This is a genomic window from Hathewaya massiliensis, assembly GCF_902143515.1.
Classification (GTDB): domain Bacteria; phylum Bacillota; class Clostridia; order Clostridiales; family Clostridiaceae; genus Hathewaya; species Hathewaya massiliensis.
The window spans coordinates 255,745-275,367 of the sequence record NZ_CABFVD010000003.1; the positions used below are offsets into that span (position 1 = coordinate 255,745).

General features: G+C 31.4%; 21 protein-coding genes. All 21 read right to left on the minus strand.

Annotated elements, in window-relative coordinates:
• Positions 1-7: 7 nt before the first annotated feature.
• The 21 genes from FNZ64_RS08250 to FNZ64_RS08350 all read right to left on the minus strand — a co-directional run bounded on the left by FNZ64_RS08250 (position 8) and on the right by FNZ64_RS08350 (position 19,578).
• Positions 8-1,159, minus strand: coding sequence for a Ger(x)C family spore germination protein (locus FNZ64_RS08250; RefSeq protein ID WP_142414319.1), 1,152 nt, complete (start codon positions 1,157-1,159; stop codon positions 8-10).
• A complete protein-coding gene (locus FNZ64_RS08255; RefSeq protein ID WP_142414320.1) occupies positions 1,143-2,243 on the minus strand; it encodes a GerAB/ArcD/ProY family transporter in 1,101 nt (366 codons plus the stop codon). The genes FNZ64_RS08250 and FNZ64_RS08255 overlap by 17 nt, the downstream gene beginning before the upstream one ends.
• 108 nt (positions 2,244-2,351) lie before the next feature.
• Positions 2,352-3,725, minus strand: a complete 1,374-nt coding sequence (locus tag FNZ64_RS08260; RefSeq protein WP_142414321.1) for an MATE family efflux transporter — start codon at positions 3,723-3,725, stop codon at positions 2,352-2,354.
• Positions 3,726-3,747: 22 nt separating this feature from the next.
• Positions 3,748-4,554 carry a sugar-phosphatase gene (yidA, locus tag FNZ64_RS08265; protein WP_142414322.1) on the minus strand — a complete coding sequence of 269 codons (807 nt, stop codon included), beginning with the start codon at positions 4,552-4,554 and terminating at the stop codon, positions 3,748-3,750.
• Positions 4,555-4,734: 180 nt separating this feature from the next.
• Positions 4,735-5,202, minus strand: a complete 468-nt coding sequence (locus FNZ64_RS08270; RefSeq protein ID WP_142414323.1) for a cupin domain-containing protein — start codon at positions 5,200-5,202, stop codon at positions 4,735-4,737.
• Positions 5,203-5,296: 94 nt separating this feature from the next.
• Positions 5,297-6,382, minus strand: a complete 1,086-nt coding sequence (gene eutH / locus FNZ64_RS08275; RefSeq protein WP_142414324.1) for an ethanolamine utilization protein EutH — start codon at positions 6,380-6,382, stop codon at positions 5,297-5,299.
• Between the two features lie 49 nt (positions 6,383-6,431).
• On the minus strand, positions 6,432-6,968 hold the full coding sequence (locus FNZ64_RS08280; RefSeq protein ID WP_142414325.1) for a BMC domain-containing protein: 537 nt from the start codon (positions 6,966-6,968) through the stop codon (positions 6,432-6,434).
• Between the two features lie 24 nt (positions 6,969-6,992).
• Entirely contained in the window at positions 6,993-7,265 is a 273-nt protein-coding gene (locus tag FNZ64_RS08285) for a EutN/CcmL family microcompartment protein (RefSeq protein WP_142414326.1), read from the minus strand.
• 22 nt (positions 7,266-7,287) lie between these two features.
• Complete coding sequence (locus FNZ64_RS08290) at positions 7,288-8,037, minus strand: hypothetical protein (RefSeq protein WP_142414327.1); 750 nt, start codon at positions 8,035-8,037, stop codon at positions 7,288-7,290.
• A gap of 12 nt (positions 8,038-8,049) precedes the next feature.
• The gene (gene eutJ, locus FNZ64_RS08295; protein WP_142414328.1) at positions 8,050-8,874 is read right to left on the minus strand and encodes an ethanolamine utilization protein EutJ; all 825 of its coding nucleotides are present in this window, start codon (positions 8,872-8,874) and stop codon (positions 8,050-8,052) included.
• A 13-nt stretch (positions 8,875-8,887) separates the two neighbouring features.
• Positions 8,888-9,538 carry a phosphate propanoyltransferase gene (pduL, locus tag FNZ64_RS08300; RefSeq protein WP_142414329.1) on the minus strand — a complete coding sequence of 217 codons (651 nt, stop codon included), beginning with the start codon at positions 9,536-9,538 and terminating at the stop codon, positions 8,888-8,890.
• 11 nt (positions 9,539-9,549) lie between these two features.
• Complete coding sequence (locus FNZ64_RS08305) at positions 9,550-10,305, minus strand: cobalamin adenosyltransferase (RefSeq protein ID WP_142414330.1); 756 nt, start codon at positions 10,303-10,305, stop codon at positions 9,550-9,552.
• An 80-nt stretch (positions 10,306-10,385) separates the two neighbouring features.
• On the minus strand, positions 10,386-10,670 hold the full coding sequence (gene eutM, locus FNZ64_RS08310) for an ethanolamine utilization microcompartment protein EutM (RefSeq protein ID WP_142414331.1): 285 nt from the start codon (positions 10,668-10,670) through the stop codon (positions 10,386-10,388).
• 51 nt (positions 10,671-10,721) lie between these two features.
• A complete protein-coding gene (locus FNZ64_RS08315) occupies positions 10,722-12,188 on the minus strand; it encodes an acetaldehyde dehydrogenase (acetylating) (RefSeq protein ID WP_142414332.1) in 1,467 nt (488 codons plus the stop codon).
• Between the two features lie 4 nt (positions 12,189-12,192).
• Positions 12,193-12,939, minus strand: a complete 747-nt coding sequence (locus FNZ64_RS15020) for a BMC domain-containing protein (protein WP_142414333.1) — start codon at positions 12,937-12,939, stop codon at positions 12,193-12,195.
• Between the two features lie 14 nt (positions 12,940-12,953).
• Positions 12,954-13,610 (minus strand): ethanolamine utilization microcompartment protein EutL, encoded by a 657-nt coding sequence (gene eutL, locus FNZ64_RS08325; RefSeq protein WP_142414334.1) that lies wholly within the window; start codon positions 13,608-13,610, stop codon positions 12,954-12,956.
• 22 nt (positions 13,611-13,632) lie between these two features.
• Entirely contained in the window at positions 13,633-14,508 is an 876-nt protein-coding gene (gene eutC / locus FNZ64_RS08330; RefSeq protein ID WP_142414335.1) for an ethanolamine ammonia-lyase subunit EutC, read from the minus strand.
• Between the two features lie 14 nt (positions 14,509-14,522).
• A complete protein-coding gene (locus FNZ64_RS08335; protein ID WP_142414336.1) occupies positions 14,523-15,890 on the minus strand; it encodes an ethanolamine ammonia-lyase subunit EutB in 1,368 nt (455 codons plus the stop codon).
• Positions 15,891-15,912: 22 nt separating this feature from the next.
• Entirely contained in the window at positions 15,913-17,358 is a 1,446-nt protein-coding gene (gene eutA / locus FNZ64_RS08340; RefSeq protein ID WP_142414337.1) for an ethanolamine ammonia-lyase reactivating factor EutA, read from the minus strand.
• A 146-nt stretch (positions 17,359-17,504) separates the two neighbouring features.
• Complete coding sequence (locus tag FNZ64_RS08345; RefSeq protein WP_142414338.1) at positions 17,505-18,971, minus strand: histidine kinase N-terminal domain-containing protein; 1,467 nt, start codon at positions 18,969-18,971, stop codon at positions 17,505-17,507.
• 25 nt (positions 18,972-18,996) lie between these two features.
• On the minus strand, positions 18,997-19,578 hold the full coding sequence (locus FNZ64_RS08350; RefSeq protein ID WP_142414339.1) for an ANTAR domain-containing response regulator: 582 nt from the start codon (positions 19,576-19,578) through the stop codon (positions 18,997-18,999).
• Between the last annotated feature and the right edge of the window lie 45 nt (positions 19,579-19,623).

Genomic DNA, 19,623 nt, shown 5'->3' on the forward strand with positions numbered 1-19,623 from the left:
CATCTCCTTAGTTTTTAACCTCAGAGTTAGGATCATTTAAATTCGTATATAAAACTTTTGTCTTAACATTTACATTCACTTTTGCCTTTAAATATTCTTTTTTCCAATCAATATTTTTATATATACTATAGTTTTGTCCTCTAAAATAATTCCCAAACCCTAAAAAATCTTCCTTATACTGTTTTTGAGACTTTTCAATGATATCCTCAATTTGCTTTTTAGTAGCTTCTTCTATTTTAAATTCTATGTTCTTAATTTCTTCTTTAGATATACTTTTTCTAATATATTGATATTTAATATTGCTTACTAAATTTATATTTATATCTATTATGGGCGTATTGTCTTTATAATAGGTCTTTATTTTTTTATTCTTTAACTCATTTTCATAAGATATTCTATTGCTTGGGTCTGAAGGCTTAGGTATAGCAAGCTGTAGCTTAGGTTTTTTACCTAGTAAATATACTATTCCTTGAGCATTCTTTACTGGAATTATATCTATTAATTTATTATTTTCCATTACTGCATAGCCTAAAAGAACTATGGTATCACTTTCCACACCTATATAAGGTATTAAATATCCTATACTTTTATCCTCTAACTTTGAAATAATTTCTCCTACTTGTATATAAAGACCTTCTCCTGTATCTGCTAAATATCTAAGTGTGTTATCAATATCTAATCCAACTGATATATTATTTGTTAATTTCCTACTTAATAGTTGATTACAAGGTTCTCTAGTAATACATACACTTGTTGATTTTCTATAGTTATAAGATAAATTAAATCTATTTAAATATGTTTCTATACCTCTTTCCCTGGCATATTTCTCACTAAAAACTAAACTCCTAAGTCCCCCATAAAACTCGTTAAAAGAACTTTTAGAATCATAATCTAATCTTGCTTCTTCAAAACTACTTCCCCTTCCCATATATGTATAAGTTCCTTGTTCAGTTTTTGGGTTTCCTTGTTCTGTACTAATCCTATAGTTACTTTTTAATACTTCCCCAGTAAAAACTATATCATCATCATCTGTATCTACCCCTATGGTAATTATAATACTCTTTTCATTTAAATCTTTATAATCCCAACATCCTGTAAAAAGAAATGAAATAGTAATAATAAGAGAGATAGAAATATGTTTTTTAAACCTTTTTATCATATTTTTTCACCTTCATAATTATAAACAATGATAGTGGTATTAATACGGCGGTAAAAACCCCAAAAATAGATGTTGATACTGATAGTAGACTATTTAACTTTGAAATCTTCACATTTAAAAAACCTAATAAAAATGCTATTAAGGACAATATAAAAATAATTTTATTTTTATATTTACTATTTTTTTTATTTAAAGCTAAATTTAAAAATAGTGCAGATCCATATCCAAAAATAATGCAGCTTAGTATGATTTTCATTGTCCAAAGAATTAAAAATATCCCATCTAACCTCGTAGATACCTCTAAATAAGCTGAGCTTATACTTCTTAATACTGTGAGAACTAAATTATTATATCTTATAACTTCCTGTGTTCCTAAAACAGAAATGCAAACCTCTATGATAAATATATATAATAAAATTATAATTGCAATAATTGAGATTACATATTGTTTTGATTTATTATTTTGTTTATCATATTTCATAAAAAATAAACATTCTATTCCTAAGAAGGGTAGAAAACTTTGATACATTCCTCCTATGAGATTTCCTATATTTTTAATATAGAATATAGGGAATAAGTTTATTATCTTTCCTTCAAAAGAAACTAAAATGCCAATCCCTAAAATGCCAACAAAAGTTATTAATGCATATATTTCACTTAACCTTCCTATAGTTTTTATTCCTTTTATAACTGCATAAATACAAACTATGTAAATTAGCATCTCAAAAAACCAAAAAGGCGTATTACTATAACTTGTTACCTTTATAATTTCTGTATATCCCTTTGGAATTATTACATAAAATATATAGCAATATATTGAGTATACTATACAAAATACTGTGGTGATTTTTTCTCCTACTAATAGTGAACTAATTTGATAAAAATTTTTGCCCCTAAAAGTAGTCATAATATTAATTATTATAATGGAAAATATTATTATTATAATTCCACATAATATTACACTGAACCATCCTGTAGTTCCCATATATGAAGTTATGTCTTTAGGTAGAGATATGATCCCATACCCAACTAATGTACTATATACAAGCGTCCCAATTTGTTTATCTGTTAAATTATCTTTCATTTAACTCTCCTAACAAAAAATATAAAAGGTTATTCTTATTATGAATAAGAATAACCTTTATTATACATAAATATTTTTTAATTTTACGAGGTTTTATTTTCTTAGGATTTAATTCACTAAATCTTTTACCCATCGTTTTGATATAACTCTTGGAACTCCTACAAAAAATTTCACCACTTCTTCCATGGTAATAAGTATAAATAATATATTTAATGATACTTTAAATACATAAGATCCAAGTAGTGCTAGTGGAACTCCTACAAGCCAAACAGTTCCTACTTCTAAATACATGGAGAACTTAGTGTCTCCCCCTCCTCTTAGGATTCCTACTACTAATACTCTATTAAATACCTTAATTGCCATGGTTATGCCCATAATATTAAGTACACCTATAGATGCTGAATATACATAGGAATCTACATTAAAAAACTTAACTATTGGAGGTGAGAATATTATAAGTGCTATTCCTAAAAGTAGACCTACAAAAGTTCCAAAAATAGAAAACTTAAAGGAGTAATCAATTCCCTTTTCTTTGTCACCATACCCTATAATATTTCCTATCATTACAGCACAAGCATTTGATATACCTGCAATTATAACATAAAATAAATTCTGAACTGTATTACATATTTGAACAGCAGCTACAGCTTCTTTTCCTATTACTCCATATGCCATAGCATATACTAACATTCCTAGAGACCATAAAGTCTCGTTTATAATAACTGGTGATATGGTTTTATAAATGTGTTTTACAAAACCCATGTTGAAATCCAGTAATTCTTTTATTTTTGCATTTAGTACGTCTGACTTAGTGTATATTATAATAAGTAAAACTACAGTTTCTATTACCCTAGAAATTAAAGTAGCAAGTGCTGCACCTTTTACTCCCATAACAGGCATTCCAAACTTTCCAAATATAAGTGCATAGTTTAATATAGTGTTAGTAACAAGTGCTATTAAACTTACAAACATAGGTATAGTCGCTTGTCCTACACTTCTACAAGCAAAACTAAAGGCAAAGCTGATTGCAGTAAATATATAACTTATAACAACTATTCTTAAATAGTCCACTCCTAGTGATATAACTTTTGCATCCTTATTAAATAAGGATATTATAAAATTAGGAGCTATTAATCCTATTATAGTAAAGATAATTGCTATTATAGATCCAGATACCAAACTTACTCCCAAAACTTTCTTAATACTCTTTTTATCTTCTCGTCCCCAATATTGTGATATAAATATACAACACCCACTATAAAGTCCAAATATAATAAGGTTGAAAAAGAAAAAATATTGATTTGCAATCCCTACAGCTGCTAAAGACTCTATTTTAGCTTCTTGAACTTTACCTATCATAAGAGTATCTACCATATTTAAAGAAGAAGCTATAAAATTTTGAATTACTATTGGTAATGCAATTTTAAATAGAACTGTGAAAAACTCCTTATCAGAAAATAACCCCTTTAATCTTGTTTTCATTTAATCCCCCCATCTTTAGTTTTTATTTATTTAATATAAATTCCTTAATAACTTGTGAAACCCCATGTTCTTCGTTTGTTCCCGTTATATATTTTGCACACTCCTTAATCTCATCAAAGGCATTTCCCATAGCCACACCAAGCCCTGCATTTTTAATCATATGGTAGTCGTTGCCTGCATCACCTACGCATATTACTTCTTCTCTTTTTATCCCTAGCTTTTCAGCTAATGCATTAACCCCAGTCCACTTATTTACCTCTTTATCTAAAAACTCGAAGAAAAATGGTGCACTTTGTACCATGGTATACTTTTGACTAATTTCCTCTGGTATTTTCTCTATAACTTCCTTTAGATACTCTGGCTCATCTATGAACATTACTTTTACTATATTAGTATCTTCGGGCAAAGTTTCTATATCACATTCTATTATATCTATTCCATTTAAGTCAGCTTCAAGCTTAGTGTATTTACTCATTTTAGGTGTTAATACCACCTTATCTGTTAAGGCATGAATATTTACCTTTAATTCTTTACTTAAATCATATAATAACCTATAATCTTTCATGCTTAAAGGTTTTTCAAATAAAACTTCATTGGTTAAGTTGTTTTGAACTAAAGCTCCATTATATGTAACAGTAAAATCCTCTTCTGTTATAAGCTCTAGTTCCTTTATATATTTCTTTACACCCTCAATTGGTCTTCCTGAAGATAGAACAATTTTAACTCCTTGTTCTCTAGCTTTCTTTATATTATATATATTTTCTTCCGATACTTTACTCTCGTTGTTAAGTAGGGTTCCATCTAAATCTAAGGCAATTAATTTATACATAAAAGATTCCTCCTTTGTTTTTTAAGTTGTAAACTTTGTAGACAAAAAATATTATATCATAATAAGTATTGATTTGTAATCTTAATAGAAGAACTTATAAACGGATTTCTAAGTTTAAGAAAGCATTATAAATATGTGCATAAAAAAACCCCACTAACTAAATTAGTGGGGGTATGTTTACTATTCTTGTTCTGCCCAGTTTGCTGGATATGTTACATACATAAATCTAGCATATTTAGGCACTGTGAAATGGATTGATGAGTTTGCTGGTATAAAGATTATTTCACCTTTATTAGCTACAACTTTTCTTCCATCTATATCGATTTCTAAAGTTCCATCGATTATATAGTCAACTTCGTCATATTTTAATGTCCAAGCAAAACTTGTTTCTTCCATTTCCATAAGTCCGCAACCTAATCTTGGGCTTTCTTCTAAAGTAACTACATCTTTAAGAAGTACTTTGTCTCCTTCTTTACCTGTATCAAATTTTTCAGGTTTAACTGTATCTAATTTAACTGATAATATTCCACTCTTATCTACATGCTTTTCAAAATCACATGCTGGGCAACTGCTTGTTGCTCCTGATACTTGCTCTGTTATTATTTTTCTTACTATTTCTTCTATTACCTTTGCATCTATGTTTTCCATTTGTCTTCTCTCCTTTAAGAAAATTTTGAAGCAATATATTTATTAAACCTAAAGCACTTAAGTTTAAGTGCTTTAGGAAATTATTATTAAAAAACTATTTTTGTTCTGCTTTTTTTGGAGTTAAGAAAGATGCTACTATAACAGCTGTAATACCACCAACTAATTTACCTACTATCATAGCAGTTATCATGCTCTTATTAACACCTGCTGCAAATCCTAAGTGATCCCCGAATACGAATGCTGCACTTACTGCAAAAGCAACGTTTATAACTTTTCCTCTTTCATCCATATCCTTCATCATTCCAAACATTGGAATGTTGTTAGCTAATGTAGCTATCATACCAGCTGCAGCTACGTCGCCTATTCCTAATAAAGAACCAACCTTCATTAATGGTTTTGAAAATACTTTTGTTATAACGTGAACTAGTGGATAAGCACCTGCTAATACTATAGCAATACTTCCTACTATATTTATACCTTCAGAAATTGGAGCCATACCTGGAATTACTACTATACCTGTTAATGTTTCTATTATAATTGCTGCTAAACCAACTGTAATAACTGCAGTAACGAATACTCCAAATACAGTAAATCCTTTTATCATTTTTTCTGGAATAGCCCATAATCCTATTGCTATTAATATAGCGAAGATTATGATAGGAATTAAGTTTTTAACAACTACACCTATTGGTAAACCTGCTAATACTCCACCTACAAGACATCCTACTGGAATTGTTATAATACCTGCTAATACACCTTTTGCTAAGAAAGGATGATCTTCTTTCTTTATGATACCTAATGCTACTGGAATTGTGAAAACTATTGTAGGTCCCATCATTGATCCTAATATTAATCCTGCAAACTCACCTACTTGTGGAGTTAAAGCCATTTGTTTTGCTAGAGGATATCCACCCATGTCACAAGCAAGTAATGTTGTTGCAAACATTGATGGGTCTGCTCCTACAGCTTTAAATACTGGAACTACTACTGGTTGTAATACTTTAGCTAATACTGGAGCTAATGAAACTACTCCAACCATTGCAAGTGTTAAAGCACCCATTGCCATGAAACCTTCTTCAAACTTTTCGCCTAGACCAAATTTGTTACCTATAATTTTGTCTACTGCTCCTAATACCATGAATATTACCATGATAAACATTATAATTTCATTGATTCCCATTATTTGTTCCCTTCTTTCTTTAATTTAGTTTGTTTATGTAAAATTTAAATTATAAACAATTAGTTAGTTCTAAATCTGGTGACGGAATTACTATTTTATTAAGAATTTTTTTGCTGTCTATGGAGTTTTCTGCATTTTTCATAGATTCTTCTACGTCACTTACAAAGCCTGTTATAACAAAATAACATTTTCCACCTATTAAATTTCCTAAATTAAATCTTATAATTTTTACTTGTCCTGATTTTAGGGCTTTATCTAAAGCTATGATTCCAGAAGCTATAGAAGTAAACTCCATTACTCCTATAGCTTTTACATCAATATTGAATTTTTTATTTATTCCATTTATAAGATCTTCATGGGCATTTGGTAAAATAAAGCTACCTATAATATTTTTTTCTCCTTTTGGCATAGCATTGTCTATAGCTTCTTCAATAGAAGCTACATCCCCAGTTATAATAATCATATATTTTCCTGGACAAGTATGCTTTGAATATAGAATTTCTATTTCAGAAGATTTTAAAATTATATCTGTAAGCTCTATTCCTTTAGCTATGCTATTTAATTCTACAATACCCAACGCTCTCATAACTTAACCCTCATTTTCTAAATTTTATTCATCTATTTCTAAGGAGTCTATTATTCCCACTATAGTTGCATCTACTGGAGCTCTTTCTCCACTATTGGACATTCTAGCTGAACTTCCTTTTACTATTAAAACTCTATCTCCAATACCTGCACCTACGCTGTCTGCAGCAACTATGGTAGCAATATCTCTTTTGTTTTCACCAAAGTCAATAGGCTTAACTACCAAAAGCTTTAAACCATTTAACTTTTCATCTTTTCTAGTAGCCCAAACATTACCTATTACTTCACCTATTATCATAGTAATTTAGACCTCTCTTAAATTATTTTTCACGGATAATCTCTATATGATTAATTCTCGCAAAATCTTTAGCAAGGGGAGTTATTAATGCCTTTTTAGGAACATTTACAGTTCTTATACCCTTTCTATAAAGATTAGTCATGTCATTTTCTGAAATTAATCTATTTGAACTTATTGTGTATACATTATTTTCTATACTTATTTCTTTTGATGTTTCAGCATTTACTTCTTCAATATTGTTAACTTTTATATTTTCTTCTGATTTAACAGAAGTGTTTTTCTTTTTGGCTTTTCCTTCTTTTATAAGGTTTAATATATTATCAGTATTCTTTATATTAATGCCAAAATCTTTTAACTTATTTTCGTATTCAATGTACATCTTAAAAAACACTTTATTTGCAGTATTAGAGTACTTTTTGTATTCTATTTCTTCTTCTCTTAAATATACTGGAACGCCATTCATTATAGCTTCTATTATGATTTCTTCATTTAATCCATTAGGTAATCCTAAGGCTAAATTACTTAATTCCTTTATACTTAAAGAAGGCATTATAACTGCTACATAATCTTTTATGTTTTCTTTTTCTTCTGTAGTTTGAATTTTATATCCTAGAGCACTTAATCCATCTTCATAAAATTTATAAGCACTGTCGTCCTTGCTACCTAGGAATAATATTTTTTGCTCTTCTAAGCTTTGTAACTCTATTCCTACTTTATTTAACTTCTTCATTACTTCTTTTGTAATAAGCTCTATTAACTTATCGAAATCCATTTATATCTCTCCTTATTCACAGCAATTTATTGCGATTCCCAAAGGAGTTACCAAGAAAGGATTAGAAGGTTTTACAGTTGTAATCCCTGTTTCCTTTTGGATTATTTTTTCAAAGTCTTTAAGACAACAGGTTCCCCCAACAAGATAAATAGTGTCTACATCGAAATCTCCGATATGATCCTTAATTATTCTTGCTACCTTTTGAACTACAGGTGTAACTATAGGAAAAACTTCATTATAATACTTTTTATCCTTTTTCCTTTCCTCTGCCTCCTCAAAAGGTATTTTATAGGCACCTGCTACAACTAGAGATAGTTGAGTACCTCCTGTAGCTTCATCTGCTGTATAAATAACCTCTCCATCTTTGAATATAGAAAGACCGGTAGTTCCACCACCTACATCTACAACTACGCCATTTTCAACTTTTAAAACTGCATTAGCTGCTGTAGGTTCATCTAAAACAGATGTAACTTCCATTCCAGAACCTTCTACCACATATTTGTGAGTTCCAATATCTCTTTCTCCTGTTCCTGGTGGTACAGCAATAGCTGCCTTTGTAAGCTCTACTCCTAATTTTTCTTCGATTTTTTTCTTTAGTTTTCTTACTATGTTTGTTGCTCCTATAAAGTCAACAACTAAGCCATCTCTTACAACTTGAGCAAATTCCATTTCACAAGCTACTGGATTTCTGTCTTTATCTAAAACAACAATTACAATATAAGCAGTACCTAAATCTACACCTACGAACAGTTCTTCATTCCCTTTTACTTTTCTAGGTTTTTTGATTGTATTTTCTACTGCCTTTATAAAATTGTCTATTTCTTTAAAATCTTTCATTTCCAAACCCCTTTTACTTTATTATGGTTCCACGGGTTCCATTCACAAATCCACATGCATTCGCTTCGTCATAATCTATATGTGCTGCTGTACTATAATTTGGACTTACTCTAATTACAACCTCATCAAATATTAAGGCTCTTTCACCTTCAACTCTTAGTTTAACTACTTCTTTATCTTTTACGTTAAATCTCTTTGCATCTTCTGGTGTAATATGAATATGTCTTTTTGCTGCTATTGCACCTTCTTCTAATCTAAGAGCTGCCTTGTCTGTAGCAATTATAATTGGCGCACTTCCCTTTATGTCACCTGACATTCTAACTGAAAGCTTTGTGCCTAATATGACTGCATCACTTTTTGAAAGTTCTACTTGAGTTGCTCCTCTTGCAGGTCCTAGAACAATTACATTTTGTATTATTCCTCTAGGTCCTATTAAAGTTACTCTTTCTTCACATGCATACTGTCCTGGTTGAGATAAATCTTTTTTTCTATTTAGCTTATATCCTTTTCCAAATAAATAATCAACATGCTCTTGTGAAAGGTGTACATGACGCCCTGAAGCTTCTACTAAAATTGTGTCATCATCTTTTTCTGCCTTTGTCTCTTGTAGCTTCTTTACAACTTCTTCAACTATATATTCTAATCTCTCATCTAATGTACTCACACTTTTCACCTCTATTTTCCTTTAACTACAATAGCTTTTAAGGTCATTATATAGAAACAGCTGCTTAATCTGTTTAAATATCTAACTATATCTTTTCTAGATATTTCGCCTTCTTCATTTTTAAAAGCCATTATTGCAGCAATTTCAACTTCTCTTGTAGCACTTCTTAAAAGATTTAATGCTACAGCCATATCTCCAATTTCATAAGATGGATAAAATAAATGATCCACATTTATATATTTCTTAGGATTATGAGAAATTGCTCTTAATTCATCTTCATTCATACCTAGTAAAGAAAACTCTCCTAAATTTTCATTTAGTATTTCTGCCTTTGCTATTTCCCTTAAGAACTTTAATACTTCTTCTAATTCTGAAAGTACTTTTTTATTACCTAAGTTCTTAGCAAGGATTTGAGTTTCTAGTATTTTTCCTTCTAAGCTATCTATTTTCCCTCTAAAGATTATTCTCTTATGATCTTTAACTACAAGTTTATTTCCATAAAGTTGAGTCATGAATTCTGGTTTGGTTTCATAAAAACCGCCTTGAAGTCCCTCATACTTTGGCATAAACTTATTTTCTTCCTCTTTTTCAATTTTCTGATTATTGCCTTCAGGTGCTTTATCATCTTTTAAAACAAGCTTTATACCCTTATCTTGTAAATATTGTTTAGCTGATGGTGTAATTATAGTATTTTTTTCTACTACAAATTCCTTAATGTTTTCGCCTCTTAATTTAGATCTAAGTGCATATTCTGTTAATACACTCACTGTACTCACACCCTTTTTATATACACGTCCCCGAACCTTTCAGTTCGGGAACATCTATATGAATTCAACATTATTAAATCTTAGAATTCTGACTTTGGAAGAATTACTTCAACTTCACCGTGTGGTCTTGGGATTACATGTACAGATATTAATTCTCCAACTCTTTCAGCAGCAGCTGCACCAGCATCTGTAGCAGCTTTAACAGCTCCAACATCTCCTCTTACCATAACTGTTACTAATCCGCCACCAACTTGCTCTTTTCCTATTAAAGTTACGTTTGCAGCTTTAACCATAGCGTCTGCTGCTTCTATAGCTCCTACTAAACCTTTAGTTTCGATCATTCCTAATGCATTTGTGTTTGCCATTATAAATTTCCTCCTTAAATTTAACTATTTATATATGTTAAGTTTAAATTTTTATTTAGATTGTAAAGCTAATTTTTCTATTATCTTGTTTACAATTAGGTCAATGTATTCTTCTGGAATTTCATTTGACACTACTTTATTTGAAGTACCTTTTATATCTTCTAATTCTCTAGTTCCCATAGCAATTCTTCTTATGTTTAATAAGTTCATTGGGCCTACATTATCAGAAGTAGCACTTCCACCTATAGCACCACATCCTAAAGTTAAAGCTGGAACTAAGTTAGTTGAACCACCTATTCCACCTAAAGCACCTGGTGTGTTTACAAGTAATCTAGATACAGGAATCTTAACTGCAAAATCTCTGATTACTTCATCATCTTCTGCATGAAGTACTAGTGTATGACCTTTTCCTTCATTCATTAAGATTTCTATACACCTTTCTACTACTTTGTCATATGACTCTTCGCAGTAGAAAGCAAGGATTGGAGTTAATTTTTCTCTTGAGTATGGATTGTTCTTTCCAACTGTATTTTGTTCAGAAATCAATACTCTAACACCCTTTGGAATATCTAAACCTGATAATCCTGCAAGAACTTCTACACTCTTACCAACTATTTGTGGGTTCATTGTTCCATTTGGTCTTAAGATAAATCTTCCAAGCTTATCTGATTCTTCTTTGTTTAAGAAATAAGCTCCTTGACGAATAAGTTCTTCTTTAACAATTTCTTTCATTGGTGCTTCTACAACAACTGATTGTTCTGATGCACAAATTACTCCGTTGTCAAAAGTCTTAGAATCTAAAATTCTCTTAACAGCTAATTTTACATTAGCACTTCTGTGAATAAATGCAGGGCCATTTCCAGGTCCAACACCTATAGCTGGAGTTCCTGAGCTGTATGCAGCTTTAACCATTGCTTCTCCACCTGTAGCTAAAATTAATGACATATCTTTATGTTTCATTAATTGATCTGTTCCTTCTAATGAAGGTACTGTTATGCATCCAATTAATCCTTCTGGAGCACCTGCTTTAACTGCAGCTTCTGTTATAACTTTTGCTGTTTCAATTATGCAGTTTTTAGCATTTGGGTGTGGAGCAAGTATTACTGCATTTCCTGCCTTAACACTTATCATTGCCTTATATATAACTGTTGAAGTTGGATTTGTTGAAGGTATTAAGGCTGCAACTACCCCAACTGGAACTGCAACTTCAAGAATTTTGTTCTCTTTATCTTCACCAATTATACCAACAGTTTTTAAATCTTTTATATTTTCATAAACATGTCTGCTTGCAAATTGATTTTTTATTACTTTATCTTCCCATCTACCAAAACCAGTTTCTTCGTTAGCTAATTTTGCAAGTCTTACTGCTTCTTTTTCAGCAGCTTCTGCCATAGCCTTAACTACTTTATCAACTTGTTCTTGGGTAAATGTTTTAAATATTTCTTGAGCTTTTTTTGCTTTAGCTATAAGATCTCTAGTTTCTTGTATTGCATACAAGTCTCTATCTAATATCTCCATTTAGCTACCTCCTCTTCCAATGATCAAGAATAGCTTCTATTAGTTGCTCTTTCTTGCTAAATTTAATTTGTTTCTTTGTCAAAGAGGTCAACTCCATTTTTCTTGCAAGGGTTCTTAATTCTTGAACTTTCATATTTTGAAGTTCTTCCCTTGTCTTAACTTCTATATCTTCACCGTGTGTTTTTTCCTCTTTAATGTCTGTTTCTTTATTGTCAGATAAAACTTCATCTTTTGTGCTTTCTACTAATTCTTCTTTAGTATTTCTTGTTTCATCTTTAGTATTCTTTATATTTTCTTTAGCTTCACTTTTAATTTCTTCTTTTGTGTTTTCTAAAGCTTTTTCTTCATTTGTGTTGTTTGGGTTCTTTTCTTTTGTTTGAACTTCTAAGTTCTTTTGTTCTTCTTTAACTTCATCTTTTGCGTTTTTTAAATCTTCTACTTTAGTATCTTGTTCAAATTTATCTTTTGTGTTTATATTTCTACCTTGTAACATCTCCCAAACCTCACTAGTAGCTTTAGGAATTACATGGATTGAAATCAATGATCCAAGCTCATCTACTGCTACGGCTGCTGCCTCAACAGCAGCCTTTACAGCAGACACATCGCCCGTTATTTCTATGGTAACTCTACCACCTTTAACATATTCACAGCCTATTAAACTTACATTTGCAGATTTTAGTGCAACATCTAAACCCTCTATGGCTCCAACCAAGCCATAAGTTTCAATTAAACCTAAAGCTGATTTTTTCATAGGTTAATACCTAATTAGAAATCAGTAGGGTTATCTGCTACAAACTTAACTGCTGCTGCAAATGCATCACATGCCGCCTTGCAAGCTGATTGGCTTCCAGTTAATAGTCCTCCACCAAAGTTTGTTTCTGTTGGTGGTCCGAAGAATGCCTTCATTTCAACTGCAGCTGCTTTCATTGCTGCATCTAATCCATACATTGCTTCTAGTGGTGGAGCTACTAAGTAAGCTAGAGCTTCCCCTTCTTCAATTCCTGCTGTTTCAGAAAGGTAAGAACCTGTTCTTGAAATACATTGTGCATAGTATGGAACGCTGTCATCATCGTTTGCACTGAAGAATGTAGCATTTCCGCTTTCTATGAAATCTACTACTGCATTTAATCCACTTCTAACTTCCGCTGGACTTGGTCCTGAAATTATTCCAAGAACTTCTCCTGCTAATTTTGTGCTAGCATTTGCTGCACCAGCATACATTGATCTAGCATATACAACTTTAACATCTGCTTTTTTAGTAGCTTCATCTAATGCTGTGTATGTAACATCATCACAGTCTGCTGTAATCATACCTATACTTTTGTGTTCTTCTGGTAAATTAAACTCTTTTGCCATTTCTGGGTTTGCATTTGGTATTATTTTAATACTTAAAACTGATGGACGAAGTGCATCATTTTTCATATATTTCTCCTCCTAAACTAAACTATAGTTTTAAATCAAGTCCGCTTGCTTTCTTCTCTAACATAATTTTGATGATTTCTGCAATGTGTGCACCTGCTTCTACTGGAGGTGTACCACCCTTATGGATATTTGATAAAACTGTTCTTCTTGATTCTGGCATACCAACTGTTGCTTTATATGCAATATAAGCACTCATACTTTCAGCTGTAACAAGACCTGGTCTTTCACCGATTAATACGCAAGTTACATCTGCACCAGTTTCTTCTGATATAACATCCATAGCACCAACTCTTCCGTACTTAACAAAGAAAGGAGTTCCTACATTGATTCCATATCCTTCTAATCCTTGGATTAATGCTGGTAATATATCTTTAATGTTAGCTTCTATAGCTTTTGAACTTAATCCATCAGATACAAATATTTGAACTGTTGGATTTGCTTTAATATTAGATTTTAATTTAGCTAATTCTTCTTTTGAAATAGCTCTTCCATGGTCTGGTCTTGTAATATACTCATCTTTTGTTTCACAAGTTGACTTAATTGAGAAAAGGTTAGCTTCTTTTAAAAACTCTTCTGGAACATCTGTGAAAACTGAGTCTTGTGCTGCTGCGTGGTCAGCTCTAAATCTTAACATTGTTTCTGTTTTATATCTAACACCTGCTCTGCCGATACCTATTCTTGCAGGTGTATGTTTTTTCATTTTTAAATATCCTTCTCTGTCAGCAGGATTTTCAACTAAAAGTTGTTCTCTTATGTTTATTTCTGTAATATCAGGAATCATTCCATTTTCATCAACTACAGTTTTAGTTACTGAAGTAGTAGTGTTTCCTTCCTTCTTTGTTGACATTTCTACTAATACTTGCTCTACTAATTTTTTTAAATCATTTTCAGAAAACATCTTGTTACCTCCTTCTATTTGTTAAGAAATATAGAAGCATCACCAGCATTCACGCCTAGCTTACCATTTTCTAAAATTCCATATTTTTCTAACCATGCTTCAAACTCTTTGATTGGTCTTAAACCTAATGTTTGTCTTAATGCAGCTGATTCATGATATCCTGTACATTGATAGTTAAGCATTACGTCATCTCCGTGAGGGATTCCCATGAAGTAGTTACATCCTGCTGCAGAAAGTAATACTGCTAAGTTTTCTATGTCATTTTGGTCAGCTTTCATGTGGTTAGTGTAACAAGCGTCACATCCCATTGAAATACCAGTTAATTTACCCATGAAGTGGTCTTCAAGACCTGCTCTTATAACTTGTTTGTTATCGTATAAGTATTCTGGTCCTATGAATCCAACAACTGTATTAACTATAAATGGATTATATCTCTTTGCAAATCCATAACATCTAGCTTCCATTGTAAGCTGGTCAGCACCATAATGAGCATCTGAAGATAATTCAGAACCTTGACCAGTTTCAAAGTACATTACGTTTGGTCCTGCTCCTGTTCCTTCTTTTAATGCTAAGTCTCTAGCTTCAGCAATTAATGAACCTGTTATACCAAAAGCTTCATTTCCTTTTTCAGAACCTGCTATACTTTGGAATATAAGGTCTGCTGGAGCACCTTGTCTTATAGCTTCCATTTGTGTAGTAACGTGAGCTAATACACAAGTTTGAGTTGGTATTTCGAATTTATTTTTAATTTCTCCAAATTTCTCTAATACTTTTTTTACTGATCCTACAGTGTCATCAACTGGATTAAGACCTAATACAGCGTCTCCAATACCATAAGATAATCCTTCAAATAATGAAGCAACTATACCGTCAATATCATCTGTTGGGTGGTTTGGTTGAAGTCTTACTGCTAAAACTCCTTCATCACCAATTGTTGTGTTACAGTGAGCTGTTATTTTAATTTTGCTAGCTCCATGAATTAAGTCTAAGTTAGACATTAATTTAGCAACAGCAGCTACCATTTCAGAAGTTAAACCTCTTGAAATCCTCTTAATCTCAGCACCTGTTGTTTTGTTATCAAGGATCCATTCTCTTAAATCTGCAACTGTCCAGTTTTTAATTTCATTGTAGATTCTTTCATTTACGTCATCTTGAATAATTCTTGTTACTTCGTCGATTTCGTAAGGAACTACTGGGTTGTTTCTTAAGTCAGATAATGTTAAGTGACTTAACACAACTTTAGCTGCAACTCTTTCTTCAGCAGATTCAGCTGCAACTCCAGCTAATTTATCTCCTGATTTTTCTTCGTTAGCCTTAGCCAACACATCTTTAACATCCTTGAACTGATACATGTTTCCAAATAATTTAGTTTTTAGTATCACTGTGTTCACCTCTCTATAATAATTATGAATTGAATACCAATGTTTTTATTACTACTGGAACGACTTTACCATTAACTAAAGGCTTTCCTATGTCTATATAGTCACCATTTTCAACCTTAATGCTATCTATGCATATAACCTTATTTTTACGTTTTAGATCCATATACATAGTTTGACCTAGCACCTTGGCAATATCTGATTCTACTATGACAAACACGGGAAAATCTTTTTGTAAGATTTCAGTCATTCCATATATTAAAGCTTGTGAAAGCTTTTTAACTTCATCAAAACTTGGAGTTTTAATTCCTCTTAGGGCAATTGCCACTTGTTGTTGTTCATTATCCAAGTTAAACCATTTTAATTTCTCTTTTACAGCATTTCCTATGCTTTCAAATCCACCTTTTTCATCTTCATCTGAAAGTTTTAGTATTGGCAAATTCTTTATAGGAAATACATCTTCTGTGTAGGTTATGGTGCTTCCACTAATATCTGTAGTATGTGAACCTGCCCCTACCACTGTAGCTCTGATTGTTTCTACAGCTTCTCTTAATTTAATTTTTGATAACAATGAAGACTTTACAATTTCTTCTCCCAAGATTACTCCAATATCTCCATACTTAAATGGATTGCTATAATCATGATTGTAAATATAATCTGCAACTCCTCCTGAAAAGGTTATATAATCAATTTTATAATTGTCTTTTAATCCTTTTCCTCTTTCATTATTTGTAATAGAGTTTTCATAGTCTTCTGTTCTAGGTTTTACTGAAACTGATTCTTCTAAAATTCTTGCCATTTCTTTAGCTATTTTTCTAATCTTTTCTACTTCTGCTATTTGACCTTCTTCTATATGAACCCCTATTTTTTCGGCAAGCCTCTTTATTTTAGGGAATATATAATAAACTTTCTTTGTTTCAGGATCTATTTTTATAAGTCTTCCACCTATATCTAGACAACCTGTATCTATTACTTCTCCATCCTTAAAAAGTACTAGATTCGATGTTCCACCACCAATATCTATATTAACTACAACAGAATCTTCTTTTGCAGAAATCCCATCAGCACCAGCACCTTTACCAGCTATTATGGATTCAAGGTCTGGCCCTGCTGTAGCAACTACGAAGTCTCCAGCAAAACCACTTAAGCTCTGTAATACCTCGTTAGCATTTTCTTTTCTAGCAGTTTCCCCAGTGATTATTACAGCCCCAGTTTTTACATCCTTTGGGCTTATACCTGCTTTTTTGTATTCACTTTCGATGATTTCTCTTACTTTATTACCATCTATCTTGGTGTTGGAAATTAAGGGAGTAAAGTATATATCACTTCTGTAGATTAACTCTTTATCTACTATTTTTATCCTTGGTATTGAAAAACTTGTTGCCAAATTTTCAATTGTAATTTTACTGAAAACTAGTTGGCTAGTTGACGTACCAATGTCAATTCCAACACTTAGTATTTCTTCCCTCACCTTAATTACTTCCTTTCATTATTTATTTAAAGGACATAAAAAGCCTAGAGACTATCAATAGATATATTTATATCTACTGAATATTCTCTAGGCTTCATTGCCTTGCTAATAAGTACATCTTTGTACTTATTTGTACAAATATTTTTTTAGTTAATAAAGTCGAATACTACTTTTGTTCCTTCATTGTTGGAGAATATATTAAGTTCTCCGCCAAGCTTATCCTTAACTAAACTTTTAACTATACTTAATCCTAAATTGTTTTTCTTGTGATTGTTTATATCAAAGCCTATACCATTATCTATTACAAAGATAGTGGAATAGGTATTGCCTTTATGTATCTTAATTTCAATTTTTCCACTGCTTCTATCTACAAAAGCATGCTCTAAGGAGTTTTGTAATAACTCATTTATAATGAGAGCTATAGAGGTGGATTTATCTGAATCTACTTGAAAATCGTCCCCTGTAATTTTAATTTCAATGTTACTATTTTCAATATTATAGCACCTAACCATATTTACTTTTAGCTTTTGAATGACTTCTTTTATATTTAATTCATCAATTCCTTGCTGTGCTAATATTTCATGGGTAGTTGCTATGCTTAAAATTCTATTCATGCTCTCTGTTAATGCACTTTTAAATTCATCATTATCAATCCTTCTAAGCTGTAGTCTTAAAAGACTAGCTATGGTTTGAAGATTATTTTTTACCCTATGATGTATTTCTCTTATAGCTACTGATTTTAGTATCAATTCTTTTTCTTTTTGTTTTACATCTGTTATATCCTTAATCAACATAACTAAATTTAACACCTTACTAGTTTGAACTATATATTTAACTTGTAACACCATGTTACTTATTTCTACTTCAAAAGAGTCGGCACCTTTAGCATTCATTATATCTCTAAAATTATATTTATTTAAGGATATATTACTAAAATCCATGCCTAAAAGATCATCTTTATACCCTAAGTTTTTATATAATTCTTCAGCTACAGGGTTTTTGAATCTTACAATTCCATTTTCGTCAAAGATTATAATAGCATCGTCTATATGATATGTTATATTCTTATCATTATTATTGGAATATTCGTTTTTTGTTCTTAGATTTTCTTTTATAACTTCTGGAACCATCCCTTGAGATAAGGCTTTTTCTTGTAATATATTTGTTAGTGTTTCATTGGTCTCAGCTAAGATTTCTATTCTTCTAGTGTTATCTATAATTTCTGTTTCATCTTTTTCTATAATTAAAACTCCTATGGTATCGCCTTTTTTATTTTTTATAGGTTCTACTGTTTGTTTAACCTGGATTTTTTCTTGAGTTACCCCCTTTAAATCCTTTGTAGGCATACCCACTTCAAGAGTTCTTATTACTGCTGGTTCATGTTCCCTTAAAGCAAATTCTCCCACTACACTGCCCTTATATATAGAGCTACAATAGGAAGGTTTTGCCTCTGCTACAACTATAGCTTTTCCATTAGAAGGGCAATCTATGAAAACATCTGCCTTAACTAAGTCTGCTATAAACTGAAGCATTTCTGATATATTTTCTATTATATTAATATCTGAATCATTCAAATGAGTATACATCTTGCACAGTGTTTTTATATCCCTCATAATCATCAACCACACTTATCTTTTTTTACACTTCTAAACTGCTACTCATTATAATTATTTCTGAAATTTCCTTCATAGATGTTCTCTTATTCATACTAAGCTCTCTTATATAAGCATAAGCTTTGTCTTCATCTACATTTTTTTCTTTCATTATGATGCCTTTAGCTTTTTCTATAATCTTTCTTGCCTCTAGCTTTTCATTAGCAGTTTTAGCTTCTTTTTTGATAGTTTTAAACTCTTTCCCTTTAGAAAGGGCAATTTCTACTGCTGGAAGTAAGGCCCTATCATCAATAGGTTTTACTAAATACCCTATTACCCCTACCTCTTTGGCTCTTTCTATAAAGGTTTTGTCACTATAAGCTGTAAGCAATATAATTGAATCTGAAAGTTCATCTTCGTTTATTATCTTACAAGCATTTATACCATCTAAAAGAGGCATTTTTATGTCCATTAATATCAGGTCTGGCCTGTGCTTTTTGCAAAGTTCTATAGCATCAAAGCCGTCGGAAGCTTCTCCTACAACATTGTATCCTGCAGTCTCCAACATTTCTCTAAGATCCATTCTTGTAATAGGCTCGTCATCGGCTATTACAATTCTCTTAACCATATTTTCCACCTCTCTTGAACAAATCGAGATTACACAATAAGCTAT

What these genes read in the sequence shown, in the direction of transcription:
- FNZ64_RS08250 (WP_142414319.1), bottom strand. Translation starts at nt 1,159, where the DNA reads ATGATAAAAAGGTTTAAAAAACATATTTCTATCTCTCTTATTATTACT.
- FNZ64_RS08255 (WP_142414320.1), bottom strand. Translation starts at nt 2,243, where the DNA reads ATGAAAGATAATTTAACAGATAAACAAATTGGGACGCTTGTATATAGT.
- FNZ64_RS08260 (WP_142414321.1), bottom strand. Translation starts at nt 3,725, where the DNA reads ATGAAAACAAGATTAAAGGGGTTATTTTCTGATAAGGAGTTTTTCACA.
- yidA (WP_142414322.1), bottom strand. Translation starts at nt 4,554, where the DNA reads ATGTATAAATTAATTGCCTTAGATTTAGATGGAACCCTACTTAACAAC.
- FNZ64_RS08270 (WP_142414323.1), bottom strand. Translation starts at nt 5,202, where the DNA reads ATGGAAAACATAGATGCAAAGGTAATAGAAGAAATAGTAAGAAAAATA.
- eutH (WP_142414324.1), bottom strand. Translation starts at nt 6,382, where the DNA reads ATGGGAATCAATGAAATTATAATGTTTATCATGGTAATATTCATGGTA.
- FNZ64_RS08280 (WP_142414325.1), bottom strand. Translation starts at nt 6,968, where the DNA reads ATGAGAGCGTTGGGTATTGTAGAATTAAATAGCATAGCTAAAGGAATA.
- FNZ64_RS08285 (WP_142414326.1), bottom strand. Translation starts at nt 7,265, where the DNA reads ATGATAATAGGTGAAGTAATAGGTAATGTTTGGGCTACTAGAAAAGAT.
- FNZ64_RS08290 (WP_142414327.1), bottom strand. Translation starts at nt 8,037, where the DNA reads ATGGATTTCGATAAGTTAATAGAGCTTATTACAAAAGAAGTAATGAAG.
- eutJ (WP_142414328.1), bottom strand. Translation starts at nt 8,874, where the DNA reads ATGAAAGATTTTAAAGAAATAGACAATTTTATAAAGGCAGTAGAAAAT.
- eutM (WP_142414331.1), bottom strand. Translation starts at nt 10,670, where the DNA reads ATGGCAAACACAAATGCATTAGGAATGATCGAAACTAAAGGTTTAGTA.
- FNZ64_RS08315 (WP_142414332.1), bottom strand. Translation starts at nt 12,188, where the DNA reads ATGGAGATATTAGATAGAGACTTGTATGCAATACAAGAAACTAGAGAT.
- FNZ64_RS15020 (WP_142414333.1), bottom strand. Translation starts at nt 12,939, where the DNA reads ATGAAAAAATCAGCTTTAGGTTTAATTGAAACTTATGGCTTGGTTGGA.
- eutL (WP_142414334.1), bottom strand. Translation starts at nt 13,610, where the DNA reads ATGAAAAATGATGCACTTCGTCCATCAGTTTTAAGTATTAAAATAATA.
- eutC (WP_142414335.1), bottom strand. Translation starts at nt 14,508, where the DNA reads ATGTTTTCTGAAAATGATTTAAAAAAATTAGTAGAGCAAGTATTAGTA.
- FNZ64_RS08345 (WP_142414338.1), bottom strand. Translation starts at nt 18,971, where the DNA reads ATGAGGGATATAAAAACACTGTGCAAGATGTATACTCATTTGAATGAT.
- FNZ64_RS08350 (WP_142414339.1), bottom strand. Translation starts at nt 19,578, where the DNA reads ATGGTTAAGAGAATTGTAATAGCCGATGACGAGCCTATTACAAGAATG.